At 34.7% G+C, this 26,096-nt stretch carries 27 protein-coding genes; 10 read left to right on the plus strand and 17 right to left on the minus strand.

The annotated features are described in order from the left end of the window. Position 1: 1 nt before the first annotated feature. Together CLAN_RS06675 and CLAN_RS06680 are read right to left on the minus strand one after the other, a co-directional pair. Positions 2-1,099 (minus strand): DNA cytosine methyltransferase, encoded by a 1,098-nt coding sequence (locus CLAN_RS06675; protein ID WP_100590886.1) that lies wholly within the window; start codon positions 1,097-1,099, stop codon positions 2-4. Then, complete coding sequence (locus tag CLAN_RS06680) at positions 1,096-2,328, minus strand: HNH endonuclease signature motif containing protein (RefSeq protein WP_096017477.1); 1,233 nt, start codon at positions 2,326-2,328, stop codon at positions 1,096-1,098. The genes CLAN_RS06675 and CLAN_RS06680 overlap by 4 nt, the downstream gene beginning before the upstream one ends. Before the next feature lie 245 nt (positions 2,329-2,573). Here CLAN_RS06680 and CLAN_RS06685 point away from each other — a divergent pair, with 245 nt between their 5' ends. From CLAN_RS06685 to thiS, 10 genes are all read left to right on the plus strand, one after another. Continuing rightward, complete coding sequence (locus CLAN_RS06685; RefSeq protein WP_100590887.1) at positions 2,574-3,674, plus strand: DNA adenine methylase; 1,101 nt, start codon at positions 2,574-2,576, stop codon at positions 3,672-3,674. Continuing rightward, entirely contained in the window at positions 3,671-4,282 is a 612-nt protein-coding gene (locus CLAN_RS06690) for a phosphoribosylanthranilate isomerase (protein WP_100590888.1), read from the plus strand. Before CLAN_RS06685 ends, CLAN_RS06690 begins: the two co-directional genes overlap by 4 nt. After that, the gene (gene trpB, locus CLAN_RS06695) at positions 4,279-5,460 is read left to right on the plus strand and encodes a tryptophan synthase subunit beta (RefSeq protein WP_100590889.1); all 1,182 of its coding nucleotides are present in this window, start codon (positions 4,279-4,281) and stop codon (positions 5,458-5,460) included. Before CLAN_RS06690 ends, trpB begins: the two co-directional genes overlap by 4 nt. Next, a complete protein-coding gene (gene trpA, locus CLAN_RS06700; protein ID WP_100590890.1) occupies positions 5,453-6,199 on the plus strand; it encodes a tryptophan synthase subunit alpha in 747 nt (248 codons plus the stop codon). Before trpB ends, trpA begins: the two co-directional genes overlap by 8 nt. Positions 6,200-6,307: 108 nt before the next feature. Continuing rightward, the gene (locus tag CLAN_RS06705; protein WP_096014194.1) at positions 6,308-6,727 is read left to right on the plus strand and encodes a chemotaxis protein CheX; all 420 of its coding nucleotides are present in this window, start codon (positions 6,308-6,310) and stop codon (positions 6,725-6,727) included. Further along, a complete protein-coding gene (gene fliN, locus CLAN_RS06710; protein WP_096014195.1) occupies positions 6,724-7,029 on the plus strand; it encodes a flagellar motor switch protein FliN in 306 nt (101 codons plus the stop codon). Before CLAN_RS06705 ends, fliN begins: the two co-directional genes overlap by 4 nt. After that, the gene (locus CLAN_RS06715; protein ID WP_100590891.1) at positions 7,026-7,946 is read left to right on the plus strand and encodes a hypothetical protein; all 921 of its coding nucleotides are present in this window, start codon (positions 7,026-7,028) and stop codon (positions 7,944-7,946) included. Before fliN ends, CLAN_RS06715 begins: the two co-directional genes overlap by 4 nt. Before the next feature lie 26 nt (positions 7,947-7,972). Continuing rightward, positions 7,973-9,160 carry a 2,3,4,5-tetrahydropyridine-2,6-carboxylate N-succinyltransferase gene (locus tag CLAN_RS06720; protein ID WP_096015712.1) on the plus strand — a complete coding sequence of 396 codons (1,188 nt, stop codon included), beginning with the start codon at positions 7,973-7,975 and terminating at the stop codon, positions 9,158-9,160. Between the two features lie 9 nt (positions 9,161-9,169). Further along, positions 9,170-10,762, plus strand: a complete 1,593-nt coding sequence (locus CLAN_RS06725; RefSeq protein WP_096030026.1) for an ABC-F family ATP-binding cassette domain-containing protein — start codon at positions 9,170-9,172, stop codon at positions 10,760-10,762. Next, entirely contained in the window at positions 10,759-10,962 is a 204-nt protein-coding gene (gene thiS / locus CLAN_RS06730) for a sulfur carrier protein ThiS (RefSeq protein WP_096015710.1), read from the plus strand. Before CLAN_RS06725 ends, thiS begins: the two co-directional genes overlap by 4 nt. Positions 10,963-11,003: 41 nt before the next feature. Here the strand turns inward: thiS and CLAN_RS06735 are convergent, their stop codons facing one another. From CLAN_RS06735 to pgp6, 15 genes are all read right to left on the minus strand, one after another. Continuing rightward, a complete protein-coding gene (locus CLAN_RS06735; RefSeq protein ID WP_100590892.1) occupies positions 11,004-11,891 on the minus strand; it encodes a hypothetical protein in 888 nt (295 codons plus the stop codon). A 120-nt stretch (positions 11,892-12,011) separates the two neighbouring features. Further along, positions 12,012-13,352, minus strand: coding sequence for an amidophosphoribosyltransferase (gene purF / locus CLAN_RS06740; RefSeq protein ID WP_100590893.1), 1,341 nt, complete (start codon positions 13,350-13,352; stop codon positions 12,012-12,014). A 1-nt stretch (position 13,353) separates the two neighbouring features. Next, the gene (gene dapB, locus CLAN_RS06745) at positions 13,354-14,115 is read right to left on the minus strand and encodes a 4-hydroxy-tetrahydrodipicolinate reductase (RefSeq protein ID WP_086243581.1); all 762 of its coding nucleotides are present in this window, start codon (positions 14,113-14,115) and stop codon (positions 13,354-13,356) included. 822 nt (positions 14,116-14,937) lie between these two features. Then, entirely contained in the window at positions 14,938-16,509 is a 1,572-nt protein-coding gene (locus CLAN_RS06750) for a flagellin B (RefSeq protein ID WP_100590894.1), read from the minus strand. Between the two features lie 399 nt (positions 16,510-16,908). Continuing rightward, a complete protein-coding gene (locus CLAN_RS06755; RefSeq protein ID WP_096025546.1) occupies positions 16,909-17,295 on the minus strand; it encodes a cupin domain-containing protein in 387 nt (128 codons plus the stop codon). A 30-nt stretch (positions 17,296-17,325) separates the two neighbouring features. Further along, positions 17,326-17,850 (minus strand): LOG family protein, encoded by a 525-nt coding sequence (locus CLAN_RS06760; RefSeq protein ID WP_100590895.1) that lies wholly within the window; start codon positions 17,848-17,850, stop codon positions 17,326-17,328. Then, positions 17,847-18,866 (minus strand): bifunctional diaminohydroxyphosphoribosylaminopyrimidine deaminase/5-amino-6-(5-phosphoribosylamino)uracil reductase RibD, encoded by a 1,020-nt coding sequence (gene ribD / locus CLAN_RS06765; RefSeq protein WP_100590896.1) that lies wholly within the window; start codon positions 18,864-18,866, stop codon positions 17,847-17,849. Before ribD ends, CLAN_RS06760 begins: the two co-directional genes overlap by 4 nt. A gap of 2 nt (positions 18,867-18,868) precedes the next feature. After that, positions 18,869-19,294: a ribosome maturation factor RimP gene (gene rimP / locus CLAN_RS06770; RefSeq protein ID WP_100590897.1), complete on the minus strand. Its 426-nt coding sequence runs from the start codon at positions 19,292-19,294 to the stop codon at positions 18,869-18,871. Then, complete coding sequence (gene rbfA / locus CLAN_RS06775; RefSeq protein WP_086227221.1) at positions 19,291-19,659, minus strand: 30S ribosome-binding factor RbfA; 369 nt, start codon at positions 19,657-19,659, stop codon at positions 19,291-19,293. Before rbfA ends, rimP begins: the two co-directional genes overlap by 4 nt. Continuing rightward, positions 19,656-22,187 carry a translation initiation factor IF-2 gene (gene infB / locus CLAN_RS06780; protein ID WP_100590898.1) on the minus strand — a complete coding sequence of 844 codons (2,532 nt, stop codon included), beginning with the start codon at positions 22,185-22,187 and terminating at the stop codon, positions 19,656-19,658. Before infB ends, rbfA begins: the two co-directional genes overlap by 4 nt. Further along, complete coding sequence (locus CLAN_RS06785) at positions 22,174-22,416, minus strand: YlxR family protein (protein ID WP_232045872.1); 243 nt, start codon at positions 22,414-22,416, stop codon at positions 22,174-22,176. Before CLAN_RS06785 ends, infB begins: the two co-directional genes overlap by 14 nt. 25 nt (positions 22,417-22,441) lie before the next feature. Then, positions 22,442-23,323 (minus strand): homoserine kinase, encoded by an 882-nt coding sequence (gene thrB, locus CLAN_RS06790; RefSeq protein ID WP_096019377.1) that lies wholly within the window; start codon positions 23,321-23,323, stop codon positions 22,442-22,444. Positions 23,324-23,332: 9 nt separating this feature from the next. Continuing rightward, the gene (locus tag CLAN_RS06795; protein ID WP_232045873.1) at positions 23,333-23,719 is read right to left on the minus strand and encodes a glycoprotease; all 387 of its coding nucleotides are present in this window, start codon (positions 23,717-23,719) and stop codon (positions 23,333-23,335) included. A gap of 56 nt (positions 23,720-23,775) precedes the next feature. Then, positions 23,776-24,660 (minus strand): UDP-3-O-acyl-N-acetylglucosamine deacetylase, encoded by an 885-nt coding sequence (gene lpxC / locus CLAN_RS06800; protein WP_096014349.1) that lies wholly within the window; start codon positions 24,658-24,660, stop codon positions 23,776-23,778. Positions 24,661-24,696: 36 nt separating this feature from the next. Then, complete coding sequence (gene pgp6 / locus CLAN_RS06805; protein ID WP_096014348.1) at positions 24,697-26,046, minus strand: peptidoglycan metallopeptidase Pgp6; 1,350 nt, start codon at positions 26,044-26,046, stop codon at positions 24,697-24,699. Positions 26,047-26,096 lie beyond the last annotated feature (50 nt).

The following is a 26,096-nucleotide window of genomic DNA, read 5'->3' on the forward strand; positions in this document are numbered from 1 at the left end:
TTTATGAATTCGCTTTTATTAGTTCTTTTATAATTTGCATTAAAACATCTACAACAATTGAATTTCCACTTTGTTTATAACTTTGTGCATTAGAAACAGTTTGTTTAAAATCATCACAAAACCCCATAAGCCTTAAACTTTCTCTTGGTTGCAAAGCCCTAATTTTTCCGTTTGTTGTCACATAATTATTGACACTAGCCCTATGCGTATTGCCTTGCGTACTAAGAATCGCTCGTGCTATTTTTAAATCAATTTTTACATCTTCATGATAAAAATTTTTTGTTCCAGGAGACATTACATAAGTAACAAGTTTATCTGAAAGATATTTATCTACTATTTCTCCACCATTTTTTAGTTTAATGTTACCAAATTTATCATATGTCATATTTCCATTAGCACAATTATCAAGCAAAAAATCTTGCATAGTATACTTAAGTAAAACTTCTTGTGGAAAATTAAATTTTTTGTAAACTTCTTCATCTTTAAAACCAACAACAAAAAGTCGTCTTCTACCTTGTGGAATTCCATAATTACGACTATCTAAAATTTTCCATTTTACAAAATAGTGAAGTTGAGAAAATGTATTTTGCATTATTTGCCAAGTTTTGCCTTTATCATGTGTCAAAACCCCATAAACATTTTCGTAAATAAAAAATTTAGGCTCTATTTCTTTTATCAATCTAACATAATCATAAAATAATGTTCCTCTTGTATCCTCAAGCCCACCTCTAGCTCCAGCAATTGAAAAACTCTGGCAAGGACTTCCACCAACAAATAAGTCAACTTTATTTTTAAAATCATTTCCATCTAACAATCTAACATCATAAAAAAATTTATCATCTGAAATTTTATAATTATTTTTATATGTAATTTCTACAAAATTTTTCTTTTTTGATTTTGTTTTATATAAATTTTTTACATATTTATTTTTATTATTTATGGAATTCATATTTTTTATGTTTTGTAATTCAATATCATAATTTATATTAATGTCAATATTACCATTATCACAAGCAAATATAATTTCATGCTCTAAATTTAGTCGCCTAAAAGCATATTCAATAGCACCGATTCCGCTAAAAGTTGTAGCTAATCTCAAATTGTCTCACTTGATAAATCATAATTTGAATCTCGCCTTAATAGTTCTAATTTTTTAAATTTCTCATAATGTCTAGTCATAAATTCCATTCTTTTATCTGTCAAAATTGACTTAAAAATAGGCTGATTAAGAAGTAGTTTGCTTTTTAAAATTTCATCATCAAGTAAAAATGAAAAACATAAATTTTTATTTTCATCAACAGAAATTAAATGTTTATCAAATAAAGCATCAGCATTAGCACAAAGTAAAATTCCATTATTTATATCAAATTTTTCATTTTCGTTTGCCTCGGCATAACTTACTATATGTGAAGCTCTAAAAAGAGTTCCAACTTTTGTATAATCTGCACTTATCCAAGTAAAAGGACAAATTATTTCATTATCTTTTTGCAAGCAAGCCATAATTTCATCGGTCAACATTTTTCGCCATTTTGGTTGAAATTTTCTAGTTATCATTTCATCTGAATTAATATTTTCTTGTTGCTTTGCATTTTGTATGATTTTTTGCATTTGCTTTTGTTGATAATTCTCATAAGTTTCATTAGTCATATCAAGAAGTGTAAAAAATCTAGGATTTTTCTTTAAGATAATAAAAATTTTACCTTTTTGATCTAGTTTTTCTTCGCATAATAAACAAAATAAATCGCCTTTAAAAATATTTGCCCTTAATTGATGAAAATCCTCATCATTTCTTGCACCAATTCCATGAACTCTAACAGAGAGATTTATAGCAGTAAAATCATTATTGCTTAATTGTATATCTTTGATTTTTCTATAACTATTATAATTTTTATTTAATTTATCAAAAATTCTTTTTGTAAATTCTAACTTAAAATATTTTATATTTTCATTAACTAAATAAACATCTTTGAAATCATTTAATAAATAATTATTATCTCTTGGATTTTTCAAATTTAATGTTTCATAAAACTTTAAACTTAAACCTATATTGCTTTGATGAGCCGTTTCAAAAGGAGCATTTCTTTTATTTTCTAATTCGTACATTTCATCAATACTAAGATAATAAAGTAAATTTCTTTCTAAAGAATTTTGTTTAGTTGCTTTAGCAAAAGTTGGAATATCTGAGTGATTTATAATTTTATAAAAAAGATAAAATTTGCTATAACTATTTTCTTTAATATACTTTGTCATTATAGGAGATACATCATCTAAAAAATCTAAAATTTTATATTTATCCTCTATAAATTCGTTAGTATATATTTTACTCATAATTCTAGCCCTTTTAAATGGGCAAATTATACATAAATAAAATAAAATTAATATAAATTGTAATATAGACCTATTATTAACTAAGTTATTTTTGCGTGTTGATTTGCTTCAACAAACAATTTAAATTGTTTCTTTACTATAATTTCGCACTATTTACAAATTTTAATACCAAAAATTAAAAACAAATTTGAGCAAATTCAAAGTTAAAATTTAATATAATCTGTTTCTTGAAATTTGGAGATTTAATGAAAGAAAAAAAAGAGTATCTAAGTGAGCAATTAATCAGCTATCTAGGCAATAAACGCTCACTCCTATCAAATATCACTAAAGTGATAACTGATATCAAAAATGATCTTGCCAAAAGCAAGATATCATTTGCTGATGTTTTTAGTGGTAGCGGCATAGTCGCAAGAGCTGCTAAATCTCATTCTAGCGTAATCTTTGCCAATGATTTAGAGAGATACTCATACATTATAAACTCATGTTATCTATCAAATTACAATCCAAATTTGATAGATAATCTATCTAAATATTTTACTCAAATTCAAAATAATTTCACCCCAAAAGAGAGCTTTATAAGCGAACTTTATGCCCCAAAAAATGATGAAAATATCCAAAAAAATGAAAGAGTTTTTTACTCTAGGCAAAATGCGTTAATTTTAGGCGGTTTAAGAGATGAAATATCTAAAATTCCAACTGAATTTCAAAAATATTTTATCGCCCCGCTGCTTAGTCAGGCTTCCATCCACTCCAATACCGGTGGGGTTTTTAAAGGATTTTATAAAGACAAAGATGGCGTTGGTAAATTTGGCGGACAGGGCGAAAATGCATTGAGGCGAATTCTGGGTAAAATAGAGCTAAAAATGCCGATTTTTTCAAATTTTCAAAGTGAATTTGAAGTTTTCCAAAATGACGCTTTGGAATTTGCCAAATCCATATCAAAAGTCGATATAGCCTATTTTGACCCACCTTATAATCAACATCCTTATGGGTCAAACTACTTTATGTTAAATTTAATTAGCAATTTTAAAGCTCCAAATATAGAACAAATCAGCAAAGTTAGCGGCATACCAAACGACTGGAACCGCTCAAAATATAATAAAAAAGCAAAAGCAAGCGATGAATTTTTCAACCTTTTAAGCGAATTTAAAGCCAAATATCTAATCATCTCATTTAGCTCAGATGGCTTTATCAGTATGAATGAATTTTTGATAAATTTAGCAAAAATTGGCGAGGTTGATAAGGTAGAGATCAAATACCCAACTTACAGAGCTAGTAGAAATTTAAACTCAAGAGATTTATATGTGACAGAGTATCTTTATATCATCAAAAAGGATATGAGATGAAGCCATTAATCAAAATTTGCGGTATCAAAAATTTAAACGAAGCCAAAAGTGTATGCGAGTGCGAATTTGACGCTCAAAGGGTGGATTTCATCGGTGTGATTTTTGCTCAGAGTAAAAGGCAAGTTAGCTTAGAAATGGCTAAAAATATTGCTGATTTGGCTCATAAATTTGGTATAAAAGTTGTTGGAGTATTTGCTGGGATTGAGTTTGATAAGATAGCCAAGATAGTGAATTTAGCGAATTTAGACGCTGCTCAAATCTATGAAAAAGTAGATGATAAAACCAAATTTGGTTGCGAAGTTTGGCAAGTTTTTAGCGTGGATGAATCATTACCAGAGCTTAATGGGAGTTATGATAAAATATTATTTGATACAAAAGGTGAAAAAAAGGGTGGAAATGGGGTTAAATTTAATTGGGATTTACTAAAAAATTTAGATATTAAATTTGGTTTAGCCGGTGGAATCGGTGTAGAAAATTTAAAAGAAGCTATGAAGCTTAAACCAAATTTAATTGATATAAATAGTAAAATAGAAGATGAGTTTGGGTTTAAAGATAGCAAAAAGATATATAAAATTTTAAAAATAGTTAATTTAGGAGATTTAAGATGAATGCAAAAGCCTATTTTGGTAAATATGGTGGCCAATTTGTCCCTGAAACCGTGATGAGCGCATTAAATGAGCTGGAAGTTGCTTATGAAAAGATAGCTAGTAGCGATGAGTTTAAGGCTGAGTTAAATGAGCTTTTAAGAGATTATGTAGGCAGACCAAGCCCATTGTATCACGCCAAAAGGCTAAGTGAGCATTATGGGCATGATATCTATCTAAAAAGAGAAGATCTCAATCACACAGGAGCTCACAAGATCAATAACGCCCTAGCCCAAGCTTTGCTTGCCAAAAAAATGGGTAAAAAAAAGGTTTTAGCCGAAACAGGCGCTGGTCAGCACGGCGTGGCTACTGCGACTGCGGCGGCGCTTTTGGGTTTGGAGTGTGATGTTTATATGGGCGAATGCGATACCAAAAGACAGGCTCTAAATGTCTATAAAATGCAGCTTTTAGGGGCTAATGTAGTGCCTATTAGCGATGGACTTGGCACGCTTAAAGAGGCCACCACGGCAGCTATTCAAGCGTGGGTAAATGAGATAGAAACAAGATTTTATGTGATCGGTTCAGCTGTTGGGCCTCATCCATACCCAAAAATCGTTAGAGATTTCCAAAGTATAATCGGCACTGAAGCCAAAGCACAATTAGATGAAAAAGGGGTAAAAGCTGATTATATCATCGCTTGTGTTGGCGGTGGGAGTAATGCTATTGGGATATTTTCAGCTTTTTTAGATGATCCAAGTGTAAATATCATAGGCGTAGAAGCCGCTGGGCTTGGTATAGAGACTAAATACCACGCAGCGACTCTAACTAAGGGCGCTGATGGCATAATCCATGGGATGAAAACCATCGTTTTACAAGATGAATTTGGAATGATTTTGCCCGTTCATAGCATAAGTGCGGGGCTTGATTATCCAGGTGTTGGGCCCGAGCATGCGCATTTACAAGATATAGGTAGAGTGAGCTACTACGCTGTTAATGATGATGAGTGTATAAATGCCCTAAGACTTCTATCAAAATTAGAAGGGATAATACCAGCTATTGAGAGCTCTCACGCCCTAGCCTATTTAGATAAGCTCTGCCCAACCTTAGATAAACGATCAAATATTGTTGTCAATGTAAGTGGTAGGGGTGATAAGGATATGCATACTATAATGGAGTATAAAAAAGGAACAATCTATGGATAAAATATCAGCTGCTTTTAATGGTAAAAAGGCAAATATCGGATATATTTTAGCTGGATATCCAAGCTTAGAATATACAAAAGAGTTTTTGAATTTATTAGATGATAGTATCTTGGATTTAGTAGAAATAGGAATACCATATTCTGATCCATTAGCTGATGGAAAAGTAATCGCAAATGCCGCTTTTAAAGCGTGTGAAAATGGGGTAAATACAACAAAGGTATTTAATATGCTAAAAGAGGTAAAAACCAAAAAAGCCTTAGTATTTTTAGTCTATTATAATATCATCTTAACTTATGGTGAAGATAGATTTTTACAAGATAGCAAGGATTGTGGAATTAGCGGAATTTTAGTCCCTGATATGCCTTTTGAAGAGAGTAGTAAATTCGCCCAAAAATGCGAAGAATACGGCATCGCACTCATAAGATTAATCGCTCCTACAAGCACCAAAAGGTCAAAAGAGATATTAAACAAAGCTAATGGTTTTATCTATGCTGTAGGCTCTTTGGGTGTAACTGGCGGGGAACAAAGCTCAATTGATAGATTAAAAGATATGATTAAAACTATAAAAGACAACACCAATTTGCCTGTCGCCATAGGCTTTGGGGTCAAGAATGCTAGCGATGTCAAAAAGGTAAAAGAGTATGCCGATGGAGCAATCATAGGCACTAAGATTATAGAAATCACAAGCGAATTTGACCCACAAACCGCTCATAAAAAGATAAAAGAGCTATTTGAATAGATATAAATTTGGCTAAATTTGCGATAATAATTTAGCCAAAAAATCTATAAATATTCTCTTTTAAAGTTAAATTTTGTATAATACCGTCCAAAACTCGAGGAGATTATAATGCTAAATGCTATTAACTACGCTACAAAGCACTTTTGCAGTGATATTTTTGGATACAAACTAGAAGAGGGAAAGAGCCTAGGCAAAGATTTATATGGTGCTAGCATTCCGATATATAAAGATGGCGAAGAGATCCAATTTTATCTATACTTCAAAAAAGAGACATTAGAGCTATTTGTAGATAAATTATTTAATAAAGAAGAAGGCAAAAAAACAGATCTAGGCGATTTAAGCAGAGAAGTAGCCAATCAAATCGTAGGATACGCCAAAAATCTCTTAAATGACAATAACAATGGAAATTACAAGCTTGGCACACCTGAATTTTTAGGTAAAGTTGAGAGATTTCCAGTTAGACTTGAAAAATCACAAATATTTAAAATGAAAAACAAAACATTTAAAATAGGCTACAAAAGAGCATGAACGATACAGATCTAAGCCCAAATGGCTTATTTCACGGCTATGATGAGCTACTTGATATAGGGGTGGAGTTTATCAGCGATCTTGGTATGACTACAATTAGCGTTAGAGAGCTTTTAAAACTAGAAATCGGCTCTGTTATAGACCTAGAAAAGCCAGCCGGAGAGAGTGTAGAGTTATATATAAATAACAGAATATTTGGCAAAGGCGAGGTAATGGTATATGAGAAAAATCTCGCAATCCGTATAAATGAGATATTAGACTCTAAATCTGTAATCCAATATTTCAAAAGAGAGCAGTTATGAAAATTTTGCTTTTAATGATAATATCCTTGCCACTTTGGGCTGTGAATTTGCTCACTCATAATATCTATGAAAGAGATGAGAGAGTTGATATTATGCTAAGCTTTGACGCTCCATATAGTGGCACTATAAAGCAACAAAACAACAATCAAACAACCAATATAATCTTAGATAGCGTATCAACCAAAGACAAAATCAATAAAGCTATAAAATCCAATATCTTACAAAACATACAGATCGCCTCTGCTAATAACACAACTATATTAGAGCTAAAATCATCAAAGCCAATCTCTATAATAGCATCTAAAACAAGTGATAAATTTGGCCTTAGAATTCGCATAACACCACAAACAAAGCCGAGCCAAACCGCCACAACCAAACCCATACCAAAAGAGCCATCACTACCCAATATCCCAACCAAAAAAGATAGTCAAGATGATATCTATACAAACTATGTTATCGTAATTTTAGTGCTATTTACACTATTTGTATTTTCTATGTATCTTAAAACCAAATACGCTAAGAAAAATTTAAAATCCAAAGCCCCTAAGCCAAAAGATCAAACCCCAAAGATCAATCCAAACCCAAAACCATTTGAAATATCTACGCAAAATATCTCAAATTCAGCCAAACCAAATGGTAATCTAAGCTGGAATTTAGATAATGAAAGCGTTGATATAATCTATGAAAAACCACTAGATGAACAAAATAAAGTAATCTTGCTAAACTACGAAAACCAAAAATATCTAGTTTTAGTAGGTAGCTCAAATGTGCTTTTGGATAAGTTTGGCGAAGAGAAGATAAAAAATAAAGATGATTTTGAGCTATTTTTTCAAGAGAACAAGCAAAAGCTTGGAAACTACCTTCAAGAGCGTAAAAATGCCTTAAATAGCTACAAAGATATGATGGATAAAGAGTAAATTTAATCTTAAAATAAAGGAAAAAAATGAGTATCAAAAATTTAGATGATTTAAAAAATTTTACCGATGAGATACGCTCCAAAGCTGGATATAAAGACCCAATCGCCTTTGCCATAGGCAGAAGCATCAAGGGCAAATCAGGCAAGACAATAAGCGTAAATTACGCAGTGGTAAATATGAATGAAAATTATGGAAGCGCCGCTGTATTAAGCTGGGCAATTGAGAAAAATGGGATAAAAATCGATAATAGCACAAGCGAATTTATAGCACCTATTAATTCAAGCATTGTCAGCGACGCTTTGGATATTTTCGATTTTTTAGTTGATGAGTGCGAAGGCGATAAACACAAAAATATCCAAAATTTACTAATCTTAGATGAGATTTTAAGTGAAGACGAATTAGAATCCGACGCTCAATTTGTAGTTACATTTTTATATAGCGATGAAGCACCAAAAAGCGTTGAAGCCGTATATCTAAAACTATATCTACTATCATTAAACAAAGCTGAAATTAGAAGCTTGAATTTAAATGGCGCCTTTGGGATACTCCCAAATTTAGCTTGGGATAGCGATGGAAATCCGCACGAGCTAGATCACCTAAGAGAGAATGAAATTTGGCTAAAAATGAAAGGCTGGTATCCAAATATCGTAAGCGTAGATAAATTCCCACGCTACCTAAATCACATAATCCCAAGTGACAATACTAGAATTCTAGATAGCGCTAAAGTCAGAATGGGCGCAGTATTAGCCCCAGGCACCACCATAATGCCTGGCGCTGCGTATGTCAATTTCAACTCAGGCACCACCGGCGCTGTGATGGTAGAAGGTAGAGTATCAAGCTCGGTCAAAGTAGGCGATGGTAGCGATATAGGTGGCGGTGCTAGTATCTTAGGGGTACTTAGCGGCACAAATGGCAACCCAATTAGCATAGGCAAAAGATGCTTATTAGGCGCAAACTCGGTCACAGGTGTCCCGCTCGGCGATGATTGTATCGTAGATGCAGGTATTGCTATCTTAGAGGGCACAAAGGTATTTATAAATGACAAAGAAGCCCTTCAAAAGCTAAATCCTACATTTGAATTTAACCAAGACATCTATAAAGCCTCTCAACTAGCGAATTTAAATGGAATTCACTATCGCCAAAATAGCCAAACAGGTCAAATCACAGCCAACATCAGCAAAAGAGCGATCAAACTAAATGCCGATTTGCACTAAGGAGACAAAATGGTTGAAATCAAAGGCCTAACTCATCGTTTTGGCTCGCAACTACTCTTTGAAGATGTAAATTTAAAGCTAAATTCGCACAATCGCTATGGCCTAATCGGCGCAAATGGTGCTGGAAAATCTACATTTTTAAAGATTTTAAGTGGCCAAATAGAACACACTAGCGGCGATATAATTATAGAATCTAATAAAAAAATCGGCGTCTTAGGTCAAGATCAATTCGCCTTTGAAGACTTCAGCTTAAAAGACGCTGTTTTATGGGGCAATAAAAGACTATATGATGCGATAAAAGAGAAAGAAAAATTATATCTAAGCGAAGAATTCACAGATGAAATTAATGAGCGTTTAAGCGAACTTGAGATTATCACCGCTGAAGAGGACCCAACATATGAGTATGAAACAAGGATAGAAAAAATCCTAAGCTCACTTGGCTTACATGAGTATGATAAATTAATGAGCCAAATCGAAAGCAGCGATAAGGTAAAAGTCTTGCTCGCTCAAGTGCTATTTCCTAAGCCTGATATTTTATTTCTTGATGAGCCGACAAACAACCTTGATATCGATGCTATCGCTTGGCTAGAAAGAGAGTTAATCAACCACGAAGGCACGCTAGTAGTAATCAGCCACGATAGACACTTTTTAAATAGAGTTTGTACGCATATTTTGGATGTGGATTTTAAACAAATTAGAGAATTTAGCGGTAACTATGATGATTGGTATATCGCAGCAAATTTAGTAGCCAAACAAGCTGAAATGGAGCGTGATAAGAAGTTAAAAGAGCGTGAAGAGCTTGAGAAATTTATAGCTAGATTTAGCGCTAATGCCAGCAAAGCCAAACAAGCCACAAGTAGAGCCAAACAGCTTGAAAAACTCCAAATCAATGAGATCAAAACATCTAGCCGCCGTGATCCTAGTATACTGTTTAGGATTAATCGTGAGATCGGAAATGAGCTAATCGAGCTAAAATCAGTAAGCAAAAAATTTGATAATAATGTAATTTTGGATAATTTCAATTTTAAGATGAATAAAGGCGATAAAATCGCAATCATCGGCACAAACGGCGTTGGCAAAACCACTCTATGTAAAATTCTCACAAGTGAATTGTCAGCAGATAGCGGAGATATTCATATCGGCGCTACAATCGAGCTGGGCTACTTCGCTCAAGATAGCTCAAACAAAATCACAGGCAACCATAAATTATACGAGTGGCTTCAAGACTCTAAAAACAAAGATCTAGATGAGATACGCAAATGCCTTGGTAGAATGCTATTTAGCGGCGCTGAACAAGAAAAAGAAGTTGGCAGTCTAAGCGGTGGCGAAAAGCATAGATTAATGCTATCTAAGCTTATGCTACAAAGGGCGAATTTACTTATCTTAGATGAGCCAAATAACCATCTTGATCTTGAAGCTATCATCGCTTTAGGCGAGGCGCTTTATAATTTTAGTGGTAGTTGTATCTGCGTAAGCCACGATAGAGAGCTTATAGATGCTTTTGCTAATAGAATTTTACACCTTAAAGGTAATGGCCAAATCGTGGATTTTAAAGGTAGTTATGAAGAGTATAGAGTCGCTTATGGATTGGATGAAAAATGATACAAATTTGGCTTAACTCAAATTCCATCACCATAAAAGCCAATTCCACCCTTGCCGAGCTAATAAAATCACAAGGCTACGATCACAGCAGAGTCGCCGCCGAAATAGATATGCAAATCGTCCCAAAAGTCAAATGGGGTGAGTTTATCATAAAAGATGGTATGAAAATCGAAATCGTAGAATTCGTAGGTGGCGGATAAGGCTATATTTAGATCCATTATATAATGGATCTAAATCTTGACTATTTTGCTTGATTATCTTGCTTGATATCTCTAAATTTCAGTGTTGCTACTATAAATATCACAAAGGATAAAATAGATAAAATCATTGAGATATCGCCCATAAATGTGCCACCGCCAAATCTTCCAACATTACCAACCATAATATTTATAACAATAATAAGCTCAATAATTCCAGTAATTACTGCTAAAATCCCAAGATACAAGCTATATATAAAGTATTTTTCATTTGTTACATAAGCTAAGGTTTTATACCATTTAAAAAGCATATAAATACAAACAACTAAAAAAATTAAACCAAATATAAGGCTAAAATATGGAAAACCATTATTATAAAAAGTAGGAATTAAATTTTCTACAAATGCTTTAGTACAGATAAAGACCATGACACACGATATAAGCATATAGGCATAATATTTTATAAGTGCTAAAGAGTTAGCAAGTTTAGACAAACAAAAGCTCACCCAACCCATCAAAACAACAGATAAAACAGTAAAGAAATAGTAAAAAAACCCGCTAAATTCCGGATAAGCCGCATAAGAATTAATAGAATTTATCAAAATAGCAATAATGATAAAAATCTTTACAGGATGGATATTAATAGCCAAAATATTGTTTTTTGCTTCATTTAGATCCAAAAAGGCATATTTAGAATCTATCTTTGGTAAATTTGTATTTTGTAAGCTACCACCAATAGAGCCGAAATTTGGCGAAAAGCTTTTGCTAATAATATAAATTTCAACAGCTTTTCCATCTTTTATATCAAAATCAACCTCCAAACCCTCTATCTTACTATTTTCATTAAGATTTTTTATGGCATCTTCATCATAATAATATCTATTGCCATCTTCGCCGCTAATGGCACCGGCACCTAAAATTTTCCCCTTCATTAAACACTCCTTAAATTAAAATTTAATCAATATCACAATTATATCAAATTACAAAGCCATTTAGACAAAATTTAAATTCAATCAAACAAAAAGTGGCTTAAATAAAGCCACAAGCCAAATTTAACTTATAAAATAATCCCCATCAAAGCTAACAAGCGAATATTTACGCTCACTTCCTAGCCCTGTAGTTAGCTCATCAATACTTAAAAACTCCAAGCTATCCGCACCAATAAATTTACACACCTCTCTAGCATCCATCCTAGCGCTAATTAACTCTTCATAACTTGGCGTATCGATACCATATCTACAAGGATGTTTGATCTCAGGAGCGGCAATTTTCATATGAATTTCCCTAGCGCCAGCATTGCGAAGCAGCTCTACAATCTTCTTGCTAGTTGTCCCACGCACTATACTATCATCGATTACTACAATGCTTTTGCCTTTTAAGACACTACTCATAGGATTTAATTTTAATTTAACCTTAAGGTTTCTCATCTCTTGGGTTGGCTCTATAAAGGTCCTACCCACATAGTGATTTCTCACAATCGCCATCTCAAATGGGATTTTACTCCTAGCAGCATACCCCAAAGCCGCAGGCACACCAGAGTCCGGCACCGGCACGACAAAATCAGCCTTACAAGTGGATTTATCAGCTAGAATTTCACCAAGCTTTTTTCTAATCTCATATACATTTTTACCATCTATCACACTATCGGGTCTAGCAAAATATATATACTCAAAAGCACAAATTCTAGGGTCTTTAGTCTCAAATAGATCTATACTTTTAAATGAGCTTTTGCCCTCTTCAAATATAATCATCTCGCCAGGCGCTACATCACGCACAAATGTAGCCCCCACCAGATCAAAAGCACAGCTCTCACTAGCTACGATATATCCACCATCTTTTAATCTACCTATGCTAAGAGGCCTAACGCCGTATGGATCACGCACCACAAACATCTTAGAGCGACTCAAAATCAACAAACAATACGCCCCAACGATATGCCCCAAAGCCTCTATAATGCGATCTTGTAAATTCTCTTTTTTGCTTTTAGCTATTAAATGTAAGATATTTTCTGTATCCATATTGGATTGAAATATCGCACCATCTTCGATTAATCGCTCCCTAACTTCATATTTATTAATCAAATTTCCATTATGAACGATACTAATCTCACCCAAAGAGTATTTCGCACTCACCGGCTGAGCATCTAGCACACTATCACTTCCAGCGGTTGAATATCTATTATGCCCTATAGCCATCTGCCCTTGTAATATCTCGAAGCTAGCGCTATTAAAAACCTCAGTTACTAATCCTCTATTTTTAATAGTTTTAATCTGATGATTATAACTAGAGCTAATCCCACTTGCCTCTTGCCCTCTATGCTGCATAGAAAACAGCCCATAATACGCCGTTTTAGCCGCATCTTTTGAATTTATTACCCCTACTATCGCACACATTTTATATCCCTAAAGCATCATATATTGTATATAATTTTGGCTCTTTATTAGCTAGCCAAATTCCTGCTTTTATCGCACCTTTAGCAAATGTAGCCCTACTTGTAGCTGTGTGATTGAGCTCTATATACTCACCATCATTATAAAATCCAACCGTATGCCTACCCACGATATCACCACCACGAAGCGACATTACAGCTATTTCATTTTTACTTCTGGGACCCATCATCCCATCACGACCACTAATCCTAACATTTGATAAATTCAAATTCCTACCCCTAGCAGCATGCTCCCCAAGAGTCAAAGCAGTGCCACTTGGTGCGTCAATTTTATTGCGATGATGCATCTCAATAATCTCAATATCAAATTCACTTAGCACCCTACTAGCAATCTCAGTTAAGCGATTTAGCACCGCTACGCCTAGACTCATATTTGTAGCTTGAAGTATCGGCATAGTAGCACTTGCTAGTTTGATTAGTTCGCCCCCTTCATCGCCTAGCCCAGTTGTGCCTATAACTAGTGGTTTTGGATTTGTCCTAGCGTAATTAATTAAATTTATAGATGCCTTTGCGATACTAAAATCAATCACCACATCGCTATTATCAAACAAAACATCATATTTATCAGTAACTATCACACCATCATCCACGCTCATAGGCTCTATAGTGTATGCTACTGATAATTTAGCGTTATTAAGTCCTTTTAAATTTGCGATTATCTCGCTTCCCATCTTGCCACTTGCCCCATGCAAACCTATACGAATCATCATCGCCCTTTTTGGATAAATTAAAGTTTTATTCTAGCTAAAAAAAGATAAAAAATAGCAAATTTACAAATATGATTTAAGCTTATACCTTCCGCAAAATCATTTTTAATAAATCTTAAAGAGTTTTAATAAAATTTTAAATTTACTAAAAAAGATTTGGGGCGGATAACTGGGAAAGCTCATTTAAGACTTCAAATTTTTACTAAAATTTTTAGTTTTAGAAAATTTAAATTTTGAATTTATTTTTCTTTTTTGTAAATTTAGAATATTATATAAATTTATTATTATAAGTTTATTTTCTTTTTTAAGTGGGAAGGGGAGCGCTTTTTTGGCAGCTGAGTAGCGTGACAGCAAAAACGATGTAAATCATCGTTTGCGACGCTACGAAGGATAGCAACACCTTGGCTTCCCCCTTAACAACCCCTAACCCCCTGAAAAGCCTTCTATTTCTAACTTCGCAGGTCAGCAAAGCCGACCTTTGCGATGAAGGGCTACGCCCTTTCAAAACCCCTAAAGCCCCGCAAGCGGGGTACCCCATTGCTGTGCTTCGCACAGATTTAACTAATTTTATTAAAAACTCAAAAGAGTTTTTAATAAAATATTTAACTTGCTAAAAAGGTTTTGGAGCAGATAACTGGGGTACCCCACGAAGTGGGGCTTTAGGTGGGTCAAGGGCGAATGGGTCACATTCCAAATTTTCGCCACAAAACAACCATTTAAGGTTGTTTTGCTATTGCGAAAATTTTATCGCAAAGACTAGCTTTGCTAGTCTGCGAAGTAAAAAATAAAAATAATTTAAACCTGTGCGAAGCACAGATTAAATTATTGTAACAATCTTAATATATTTTGTTGGACGGCGTTGGCTTGGCTCATGGCGTAGCTACCACTTTGAGCTAGGATATTGAATTTAGAGAAATTCGCACTCTCACTAGCAAAATCCACATCCCTTATCTGACTTTCAGCTGATTTGACATTGACTTGGGTAACTGTGATGTTATTGATAGTTGCTACTAATTGGTTTTGGACTGAGCCTAGATCTGCTCTTAGTTTATCCAAAGTTTTTCTAGCTGATTCTGCTACATCCACCATAGCTTGAGCACCACCATAGGTATTTACCCCACCGGCTTGAGCCGCTTGACCATAAGCTGCAGAATAGCCACCATCGAAGAAGCCCATAGCCTTAGCGGTAGCAAAATCAATTGTTCCAGCATTCATATATTTTAAATTTACGCTTGATTGATTATAAGTTGCTGAAGCGATAGAAGCTACAGTTATAGCTGCTGCCGACATACCAGACACAATAGACATATTATTTAAACCAACTTTTATATCTCTAGCATCTTGGCGGACAAATGTGATAGTTCCTAAATAAACCGTACCAGCACTATGCGCCGGACCACCTAAGGATGCACCAGTTCTGGCACTAAATACTGTAGTTGCAGTAGCAGAGAATGCTGCTATTCTTATAGCTCTACCATCTTTAGCAGCTAAGACTAGTCTTCCGTTATCCAAACTAGCTTCTACGCCTGTTTCATCTTTTTTAGCATTAATTGCTCCAATTAGAGCGTTATCACTATCATTAGCTTTTACGGTTACATTACCTATACTAACGCCATTAATGATTAAATCTCTTACGGTACCTGCAGCTACAACACCCAAAATTTGAGTATTATTTACATTTACCTTTACGCCAGTTTTATCACTTACGCCGTTCATCATTTCAGCTACAGCTTTGTAGCCATCTGATTTAAATGTGTCATTATCTATTTTTTGAAATTCATAACCGCCAGGGTAACCATCAATTCCGCTTAATTTAACTGCTACGCCTGATAGTGTTGAAATAGATGAAAATATCGCATTATTCGTAGTCTCAAACCTAGTATGCCCAATTGTATTTGAGTTTGTAGCACCTATGCTTACTTTAGCTGTTTCATTGCTATAAGCACCTATTTGGAAGTTTTTATTGCTAAAATTTCCATTTAAGAGTTGTTGGCCATTAAAGCTTGTAGTAGTAGCTATCATATCTAGCTCTTCAAGAAGTCTGCTAATATCATTTTGAAGGGCTCTTCTAGAATCACTATTTTGACCATCTTGAGCTGCTTGGATAGCTTTGGTTTTAATAGTATCTAGTATTTTAATCTGTTCATCCATAGCTTTATCAGCTGTTTGAACTATACCTATTGCGTCATTACCATTAGATATAGCTTGACCTAATGAGTTGGCTTGGCTTTTTAGTGAGTCAGCAATAACTAAGCCAGAAGCATCATCAGCTGCTGTTTGAATTCTAAGGCCTGAACTAAGGCGACCAAGTGAGCTACTAAGTGCTCTATCTGTGATTTGTGAGTTAGCATGAGCATTCATCGCTGCTATGTTAGTGTTGATTCTAAAACTCATATTTGTTCCTTTTTGGAAGATTTAAGCTTAATCCTTTGCTTAAGCATATTTCATTATATCGCACGAAAGATTAAAATATTAATATGGGGGGGGGGGAATTCACTAAATTTTTTAAAAAATTTAAAAAATTTTATATAAATTTCCCTTTTGGGCTTAAATATCACTTAAATTAATTATATTTTAATGGTTAGTTGTAAGCAATATAATGGTAAAAAATTAAAGCAAAATGGATTAAAATGAATTTGTAATGAGAATGTAATTAAATTTTAGATTTTTGGTGTTGTGATCAAGCTAAATGGAGTTTGGATATCCGGTTATCTCGCATTTAGCATAATCATCTTTTGATATTGTTAACAAATTAGGAGATTTAAATTTGCTATTTTATAAATTTAAGTGAGTTTATAGCCAACTTGGTTTTTCACTATTTAACTCACCATCTCCGTAGCTAAACTGCTCTAAGCTACCGGCTTTACATTGGATACAGATATATTTCAAATCGCTTTTAGAGTTTGCTTTAAAGCATCTTTTGCCCTCTGGGTCTATACGCAAGATATCGCCACCATTTACTTCAAACTCTTCGCCATCAATATACAAAACTCCACTCCCCTCAAGCACTATATAGACCTCTTCGTTTTGCTTATGAGAATGGACAAAAGGCACGCTATCACCGGCTTTTAAGTGATTTATAGAGACTTCACAGCCTGTTAAATTCAGCTCATCATGAAACTCGCTTCTAGGGCTATCTTTGCTAGATATTACCTTATAATTTTTACCTGATTTTGTCATTTTGACTCCTTAAATTGATTTAACTAAAAATTAAGATTTTATAAACTCTAAAATTTCATCTACATCATCTATTAATCTATAAAATTCACTATCATAATCTATCAATCCATCATCAGCTAAGCGTTTGAAAAACTCGAAAAGCAACGACCAAAATTCGCTTTGGACAAATACAACTTTATGCTCTTTTATCTTAGTTTGAGCTAAAGTCATCACCTCAAAAACCTCATCTAAAGTCCCAAATCCACCTGGCAAAATGATAAAAGCAGAGCTATCTTTTATCAAAGCGTGTTTGCGATCTCTCAAATTATCCATGGTTACTACAGCACTACAATACGAATTTGGGTGCTGCTCATTTGGCAAAACAACATTATAGCCGATGCTCTCTCCACCCGCTTCAAATGCTCCACGATTCGCTGCTTCCATAATGCCACCAGCGCCTCCAGTTATCACGCCATAACCAGCCTTAGCCAAGGCCGCCGCAATCTCATAAGCCTTTTTATAATGTATATTTGTATCATCCAATCTTGATGAGCCAAAAATCGTTACATACTTCATTTTTGCTCCGAATTTACTCTTTTACACCACAAGAGCTCACCATCATCTAATCTCGTTCTATGTAGAATATTTAATTTTAAATTTAGCTTTATATTTTCAGCCATTTTAAACTCATTTGAGCGATATATCAAGATCCACTCTACCCTAGAATCTAAATTTTTTAAGAAATTTTCGCCACCTTCTATCATCACAAATCTCTTTTCAAAAGCTAGTTTTAGGGAATTTGAGATAGTAACTTCTCTATTTGACACTTTAAAAAGCGGTATTTGTCTATCAAATTCAAATTTAGATGAGTATATCAAGATATTTGGCGCTCTATCATTAGCTAGTCTTGCGTCTAAAATCGGTCTATCTATGCCAACTGTATTACCGCCAACTACCATAAGATCAACTAATGAGCGAATTTGATGAGTGTGAGCTCTGCTAGTTAAATTTGATATCACACCGCCAGTTGCTACGCCATTTTGCGTTAAGGCAATTTTAAAAAATATAAAATTCCCACTTTGCCATCTAAGAAATGGCTCAAGCAACTCATCACACTCCTTAGCACAAACTCCAATATCTATCTCCACGCCATTATCAGCCAAAAGCTTAGCCCCGCCCTTAGCATGCTCACCTAAATCCTTTGAGCCGATCACAACTCGCCTTGCCCCCATAGCAAGAATTAAACTCGCACAAGGTGGCGTCTTGCCTTGATGAGCGCATGGCTCTAGCGTCACATAATAGGTGGAGTTTTTAAGCAAATTTCGGTGATTTTGGATTATGAGATTATATAGCTCATTTGGATTTTTAGCGGCAGCAAATATGCTTTTTAAACTGCTATCTTTGCTCTCTAAAGCCTCTTTTGTCGCATTTAATTCAGCGTGAGCCTCTCCGGCTTTTTGGTGAGCACAAATAGATAAAATCTTGCCATTTTCATCTAAAATCACAGCCCCAACTGCAGGATTAGGATAGGTCAAAAGCTGATAATCCCACGCTTTATCAATAGCTAAAGATAGATAAAACTCATCACTCATAGTTACCACTGGATGAAGGTTTTGGCTTTTTTGATATCATTAAAATTTACGCTTACATTACCTTCATCGCTATTAATCAATATATCATTGCCATTTACACTTATTATTTTACCAACTATTTGGCTCTTATCATTTAGAGTTACCTTCGCCATCTCACCAATACTTTTGGCAAAGTGATCTATCTTGCTTAGTTTTCGCTCAAGCCCTGGACTAGAAACTTCTAAAACCCAATCCCCACTAACTGGCGGCATAACATCATAAATAGGCGATAAAAGCTTACTAACAACCTCGCAATCATCCAAGCTCACACCACCACTTTTGGTTATATAAACTCTATAAATTTGGCGGCCATTTTCGTTGGCTATCTCTGTATCATACAGAGCCACGCCGCAATCATTTAATAACTTTTCTAACTCTTCTAAATTCACTTTTTACCCTTTTGTAACTCATCAGCAACTTTAGCAAATAGAGCGTCTATATGATTTTGATACTTTAACCTATCATCAAAGATAAAATGAAAATTTGGAGCCCTATACCACCCTTCGGCTGCCATACAATGATTTTGGATATGGCGACTAATCTTTTTAAGATGAGATAATATATAGGCTTGTTCCTTCTCATCAAAATTCATCTTATCTAAATATACAAAGGCATCATATCTACCCTTTTTACACTCAACATCAGTAACACAAAGTCCCTTTAAATACTCATCTTCAAGAGTGCTTAGGGCTTCTGGAATTAGCTCTTTTAATATGCTTTGGGTGCGAAGTCTTTTTAACTCAGCGGGGTTCATATCTCAGCCTTATTCTCTACTTCTTTATAACTCTCAATATAATCGCCCTCTCTCATATCATTATAGCCTTCAATCCCTACGCCACACTCATAGCCCTTTGCTACCTCTTTAGCATCATCTTTAAAGCGTTTAAGTGAGCTGATATTGCCTTCAAATACCACCACGCCATCACGGATAACACGAATTTTCGCACCCCTGCTAATAATACCTTCAGTCACCATACAGCCAGCGATTTGACCGACTTTTGGTACATTTATAACTTGTCTAATCACTGCTTGACCAAGATCCTCTTCAGTGATAACTGGGCTCATAAGGCCACTTAATAAAGCCTTAACATCATCTAAAAGATTGTAAATTACATTATAGGTTTTGATCTCGACAGCTTTTTCTTTGGCTTTTTCTTTGATATCACCAGTTGGTCTGATATTAAATCCTAATATCACGCAATTTTGACTAGCACTAGCTAGTGAAATATCGCTTTGAGTGATACCGCCTACACCAGAGTGGATAATGCTAACTTTAATCTCATCATTTCTAAGCTTCTCAAGACTAGCTTTAATAGCCTCTAATGAGCCTTGGACATCGGCTTTGATTATTACAGGGAGGTTTTTCAACTCGCCTTCTGCGATTTTGGCGCTTAACTCATCTATTGTAACTTTTGTAGATTTACTTAACTCTTTTTGGCGTAGATACTCATATTTTTTCTGTGCGTATTCACGGGCTTCTTTATCGCTTTTTACGCTAATTAAAGTCTCACCAGCTTCAGGCACTTCGCTTAGACCTATTAATACCCCACACTCTCCTGGCTTAATAGCCTTTAAGCTTCGACCCTTATCATCGCTTAAAGCCCTTACTTTACCATACGCCACACCCGCAACTATAGTATCACCTACTTTTAGTGTGCCATTTTCAACAATCACAGTAGCCACTGGGCCACGGCCTTTTTGCAATGAACTCTCTATAATTGTAGCTTTGGCTTCTCTATTTGGATTGGCTTTTAGCTCTAAAATTTCAGCTTGTAAAAGCACTATTTCTAATAAATCTTCTATCCCCATCCCCGTTTTTGCCGATACTGGGACAAACTCATAAGACCCACCCCACTCTGTAGGCATGATATCTAATTCAGCTAAACCACTTTTGACCAAATCAGGATTAGCACTCTCTTTATCCATTTTGTTTATCGCTATAATAATTGGCACGCCCGCTGCCTTAGCGTGAGCTATCGCCTCCTTGGTTTGAGGTTTAACACCATCATCAGCAGCCACTACGATAATAACAATATCAGTAACACTAGCTCCCCTAGCTCTCATAGCAGTGAAGGCCTCATGCCCTGGCGTATCGATAAATGTGATATTTTTGCCATTTTTTTCTACCATATATGCGCCAACATGTTGAGTGATACCACCGGCTTCACCACTTGCTACTCTGGAATTTTGAATATAATCTAATAAGCTTGTCTTACCATGATCGACATGCCCCATTATCGTAACTACAGGCGCTCTAGGCTCGGAGTGTTGATCATCTTCGCCCTCATAAGCTTTGACATAGTCAAATTCCTCTTGAGTATCTACAATATTAATCTCAATACCAAACTCAGCACCTAAAATTTCAATCTCATCTTCTTCTAAGAAGTCATTTTTGGTAGTCATCTTGCCAAGCATAAAAAGCTTACCAATAATCTCACTTGGGGATTTTTTGATCTTATCGGCAAATTCATATACTCTAATCTCTTTTGGTATATCGACACTAGTTATACTCTCATTTTGATTATCTTTGACCACTTTTTTATGTTTTTTACGGCTACTTCTTTGGATTCCGCCATCAAGATTAAAGCCACTATTTTGTGATTGCTTATATACATTTAATGGTTTTTTAATAGTTTGCTGTCTCTCTACCTCAATTGGTTTTATAGTCAAATCAGGCAAAATAACTACATTTTCATCATCAATTACAATATCATCACCAAATTCGCTAAGCCCCATTAAATCAAGTTTTGATGAGCTCTCTTTTTTAGTGGCGTGGAATTGCTTTTTATCTTTTTTCTTCTTTTTTAAGCTCTCATCGCTACTGCCAAACATAGATTCTAATGCTTTATTATTGATTATAGATTGGCTAGGTTTTTGCTCTTTTGGTTGTTCATCCTTTTTCTTTTTGACGATGACTAAGCCTCTTCTTTTATTTAAACTAGAATTGCCTAAGGTCTGCTCTTTTGGCTCATTTTTTGGGCTTTCTTTTGGCTCATTTTTTATATTTTTGGTATCTGTGATAGAAGATTTTGATTCTTCTTTTATATTTTTTTTGGCTTCTATCTCGCTTTTTACGGGTTGTTTTGGGGTAGGTTTTTTAACTGATGTCGCATCTGGGATTATGCCTGATTGGACATAATCATATAATTTTGCGGCGTCTTCTTGACTTACAGCACTTGAGACAGTAGTCACCGCAAAACCTAGCTCTTTTGCCTTCTCTAAAATTTTTTTAGATGATGAGCCTAGCTCTTTTGCTATTTCGTGAATTCTAACCTTTGCCATTGACTATTATCTCCTTTAAATTTATACTATTTTTACCAAATTTTGTAAGTGGTTTTTTAAGCTCTTTTATATCTTTTTGGATACAATTTTCACAGATATAAAATGATCTGGCGTTACCTAAATTTAAGATTATTTCGCCATTTAATGATCGGAATTTATAAAGCTCTTTTTGGTAAAATCTGCCCTTGCAAACCACGCACATTCTAATAGGTTTATGAAATTTTCTCACTATTATATCTTAGTTTTCTTTATTTTTAGCTTTTTATGCTAAATCCATCATTATCAATATCCAAAATTTTTATCTTAAATTTCGGAAACTCTTTTTCTAAAATTTCGGCTAAATTTTTAGCTCTATCTTGATAGGTTAAATTTAAAAAGCTTGAGCCACTTCCTGATAGTGTGCTCATCAAAGCACCATTAGCATAAGCTATATCCCTAACCCTAAAAAGCTCTGGCAAAGCACTCATTCTACGCTCTTCGTGCATCTTATCGATACTAGCTAAACGCAAATTCTCATAATCTTTTTTGATAAAACAACTACTTAGATATGCTGCGTGGCTAAGGTTGCTTACGCATTCGCTCATCGTGTATTCTGCTGGTAGCTTGCTGCGACTTTGCTTTGTATTCATAGGCTCATTTGGTATCACCACCACGGCCTTTAAATTTGGATCGATATCAGCTTTTTGAGTATAGACTGATGAGTTGTGGATTATATTAATAGTAAATCCACCCCATACGGCTGCTGATATATTATCAGGATGGCTCTCATACTTTAAAGCCCTATCTAAAATCACTCCACGATCTACCTTAAATCCTGCCATATAATAAGCCGCCGCAATAGCACCTACAATCACTGAGCTAGAGCTGCCAAGACCTCTTGAAAATGGGATATTATTGATAAAATTAAATTTATAATTCAAGCTTTTAGCATTTAAATAAGTCATAGTTTCATTAAAAATATTTACAAATGTGTTATTTTTTTTTAACGAAATTTTATCGCTTCCTTCACCTGTGATACTAATAGAGCTAATCTTTTGTTCTGTGATGCTAACTTCGTTATAAAGTTTTAAAGCTAAGCCCAAAGAGTCAAATCCAGGGCCTAAATTCGCACTTGTAGCGGGCGTAAATATCGTCATCATAATCTCCTAAACAGCATCTATAACATAATTTGGCAACGCATTAGCTATGAGCTTAAGGGCGCCCAAATTTTGCGGTAATTTAAGCTCGCAAGGCTCGATTTTGTCTAAGCTTATTTTGTTATTTTCAAAGACAAAGCTCATATTTTTATTTGCTCTAATTGGCTTAAAATCATTTAAGCTAAATCCATCAACTCCATAAAATTCAATATCACGACTCAAACAAAACACACAAATCGTAAGATAAGCCACCTTAAGTCCCATAAAGCTCCCAGGCCCATTAGCATAGATAATGCTATCTATCTCATATCTATTATCTAAATCGCTAATAATCTCTATTAGAGCTTGACTAGCCTTATCTTGACTTTCTATTTTTTCTATTAAATTTCCATCCAAATAGACACCCACAAGAAGTGGTGAGCTAAGGCAGATAACTAATATATCAATCTTTTTTATGCGAAGGCCTTTTCATACTCTTTTTGACTCTCTTGGCTTAGAGTTACTATCTCATAATTTTTCTCATCACTTAATAAGGCTAAGGTTAGCTTGTGATTTAGATCGTGACTTCCAGCATAAGCCTCATAATCCCCAATCATAGGCGCCCCAAGAAGGCTAATATCCCCAATAGCATCTAAAATTTTATGTCGGACAAATTCATCTTCAAATCTCAATCCTTCAGGATTTAAGATCTTAGCACCATCTATCACAACAGCATTATCAAGGCTACCACCAAGTGCTAATCCCATTGAATTTAGCTTTTGAACATCTTGTAAAAATCCAAAAGTCCTAGCCCTTGCTATTTGATTTATAAAATTAGCTTTACTAAACTCAAAAGTGTAACTTTGTAAGCCTATTACTGGATTTTCAAATTTAATTGTATAGTTAAATTTGGGATTGATTGATGGGGTGAGTTTGACATATTTATCACCCTCTCTTACCTCTACTTCTCGCTTGACTACTATCACCTTTTTATCAGCTTCTAGCTCTACTACACCGGCTTCATCTAGCATCATACAAAAGCTAATAGCACTACCATCCATCACCGGCACCTCATTAGCATCTAAAACAATTCTGATATTGTCAATTCCATAGCTATTTATAGCGCTCATCAAATGCTCTATAGTAGATACTCTAGCCTTATCATTGCCTATTACGGTTGCCATTTGCGTATTTAGCACGCTACTTGGCTCAGCTTTAAAGCTTGTAGCTTTATCACTTCTATAAAAGACAATACCGCTATTAGCCTCCAAAGGCTCTAATATAAGCTTAATTGGCTCACCTTTATGAAGACCTATACCGACTCCTTCTACTCTTTTTCCTATAGTTCTTTGTTTCACGATATTCCTTAAATTTAGCAAATTAAAATTTTAAATTTAGCCTTTTATCGCCTTTTTGGCCGTGTTTAAAACATCATATATATTATCTTGTAACCACTTTTTATCCATCCACTCTTCAGGTCTCACCTCGATACCTTGGATAATAACCCCAAAATGCAAGTGATCTCCAAGTGCTAGGCCAGTTGTTCCAGTTTTGCCTATTATATGCTTTGCTCCGATATGCTCGCCAGCCTTTACTGATGTCTCATTACAATGCCCATAAAGGGTATAAAGCCCAAATCCGTGATATAAGATTATATTCTCACCATATATTCCATTTAACTCATTAAATGCCACAAACGCAGGATTGTTAGTAGCCATCACAGCCATTGCCGTACTAGCTAGATCAAGCCCCATATGCCAGCTCTCACTCACTCTATTGCCTTCATAAGTAAAAAACCTATGATCCCCAAAACTCGCCACCGCAGCGCCATTTCTAAGCGGATAAAACGGCTCTATATAAAAGCTCTCTATAATCTCTTCAGGCACCGCAGATGTGACCTTACGAATGATATTTTCGTTTGATTCTCTTAAGGTTTCATTGACAAATTTAAATTTATCCAACCTGCCTAAATCGGCGTAATTTGGCGCATATTGATTAGCTAATTCATCTATCTTGCCGTCTAAAAATTTATCGCTTAAAGCGATTATAGATTCTTTATATTTGCGATCTTGTAGATAGTATCCGATATTGGATATTGCTCTATTGCCGGCTTTGTCTATAGCGATTATTTTGGCATTAAAGCTTGGATTTTGGATATCCCACGCTACCAAAGAGGCCCAGTAGCCATCTTTTATAAATTTGGTTGGCTTAAATATATGCTTATCACTTTGTATATATAGCTCATTTAAATTCTCATCAACAGCCCTAAATACCACAACCGCTGAGCCGCCTTTGGTTATCTTATAAGATTGGTTTATTATCTGGATTTGTGGGGTTTTGTTATCAATTATTAAATTTACACTCTTAACTGCTTTATTTCCACCAAAAATATTAAAATCTTTAGCTTCAATTGTGAGTTTATAAATTTGATTTTTATCCAAAATCAGCTCTCTTGGCAACTTTAAACTAAGCTCCAAGCGAGTTTTTGGCTCATTAATACTCTGATCTAATATAATCTTAGTTGAATTCGCATCTGATAATGAAATTTTAACCGACTCTAAAGCTGAATTGTCTGTGATATTTAGATCAATTGGGGATTTTTGATTCCAGTAAATTTCATCTTTTATAGATATTTTTGGCGATTCATTATCTGTAAAATTTGATCCCAAAAGATTTATAATAGCAAATGCCAAACCTATAAAAATTATAGCAAATATAAAAGTTTTAACCCTTGAGCCTCTCACGCTTTATCCTTAAAAATAAATTAAATATCCGAATTTTATCAAAATAAATT

The organism is Campylobacter lanienae NCTC 13004 (genome assembly GCF_002139935.1).
In the GTDB taxonomy this organism is placed as follows: Bacteria; Campylobacterota; Campylobacteria; order Campylobacterales; family Campylobacteraceae; genus Campylobacter; species Campylobacter lanienae.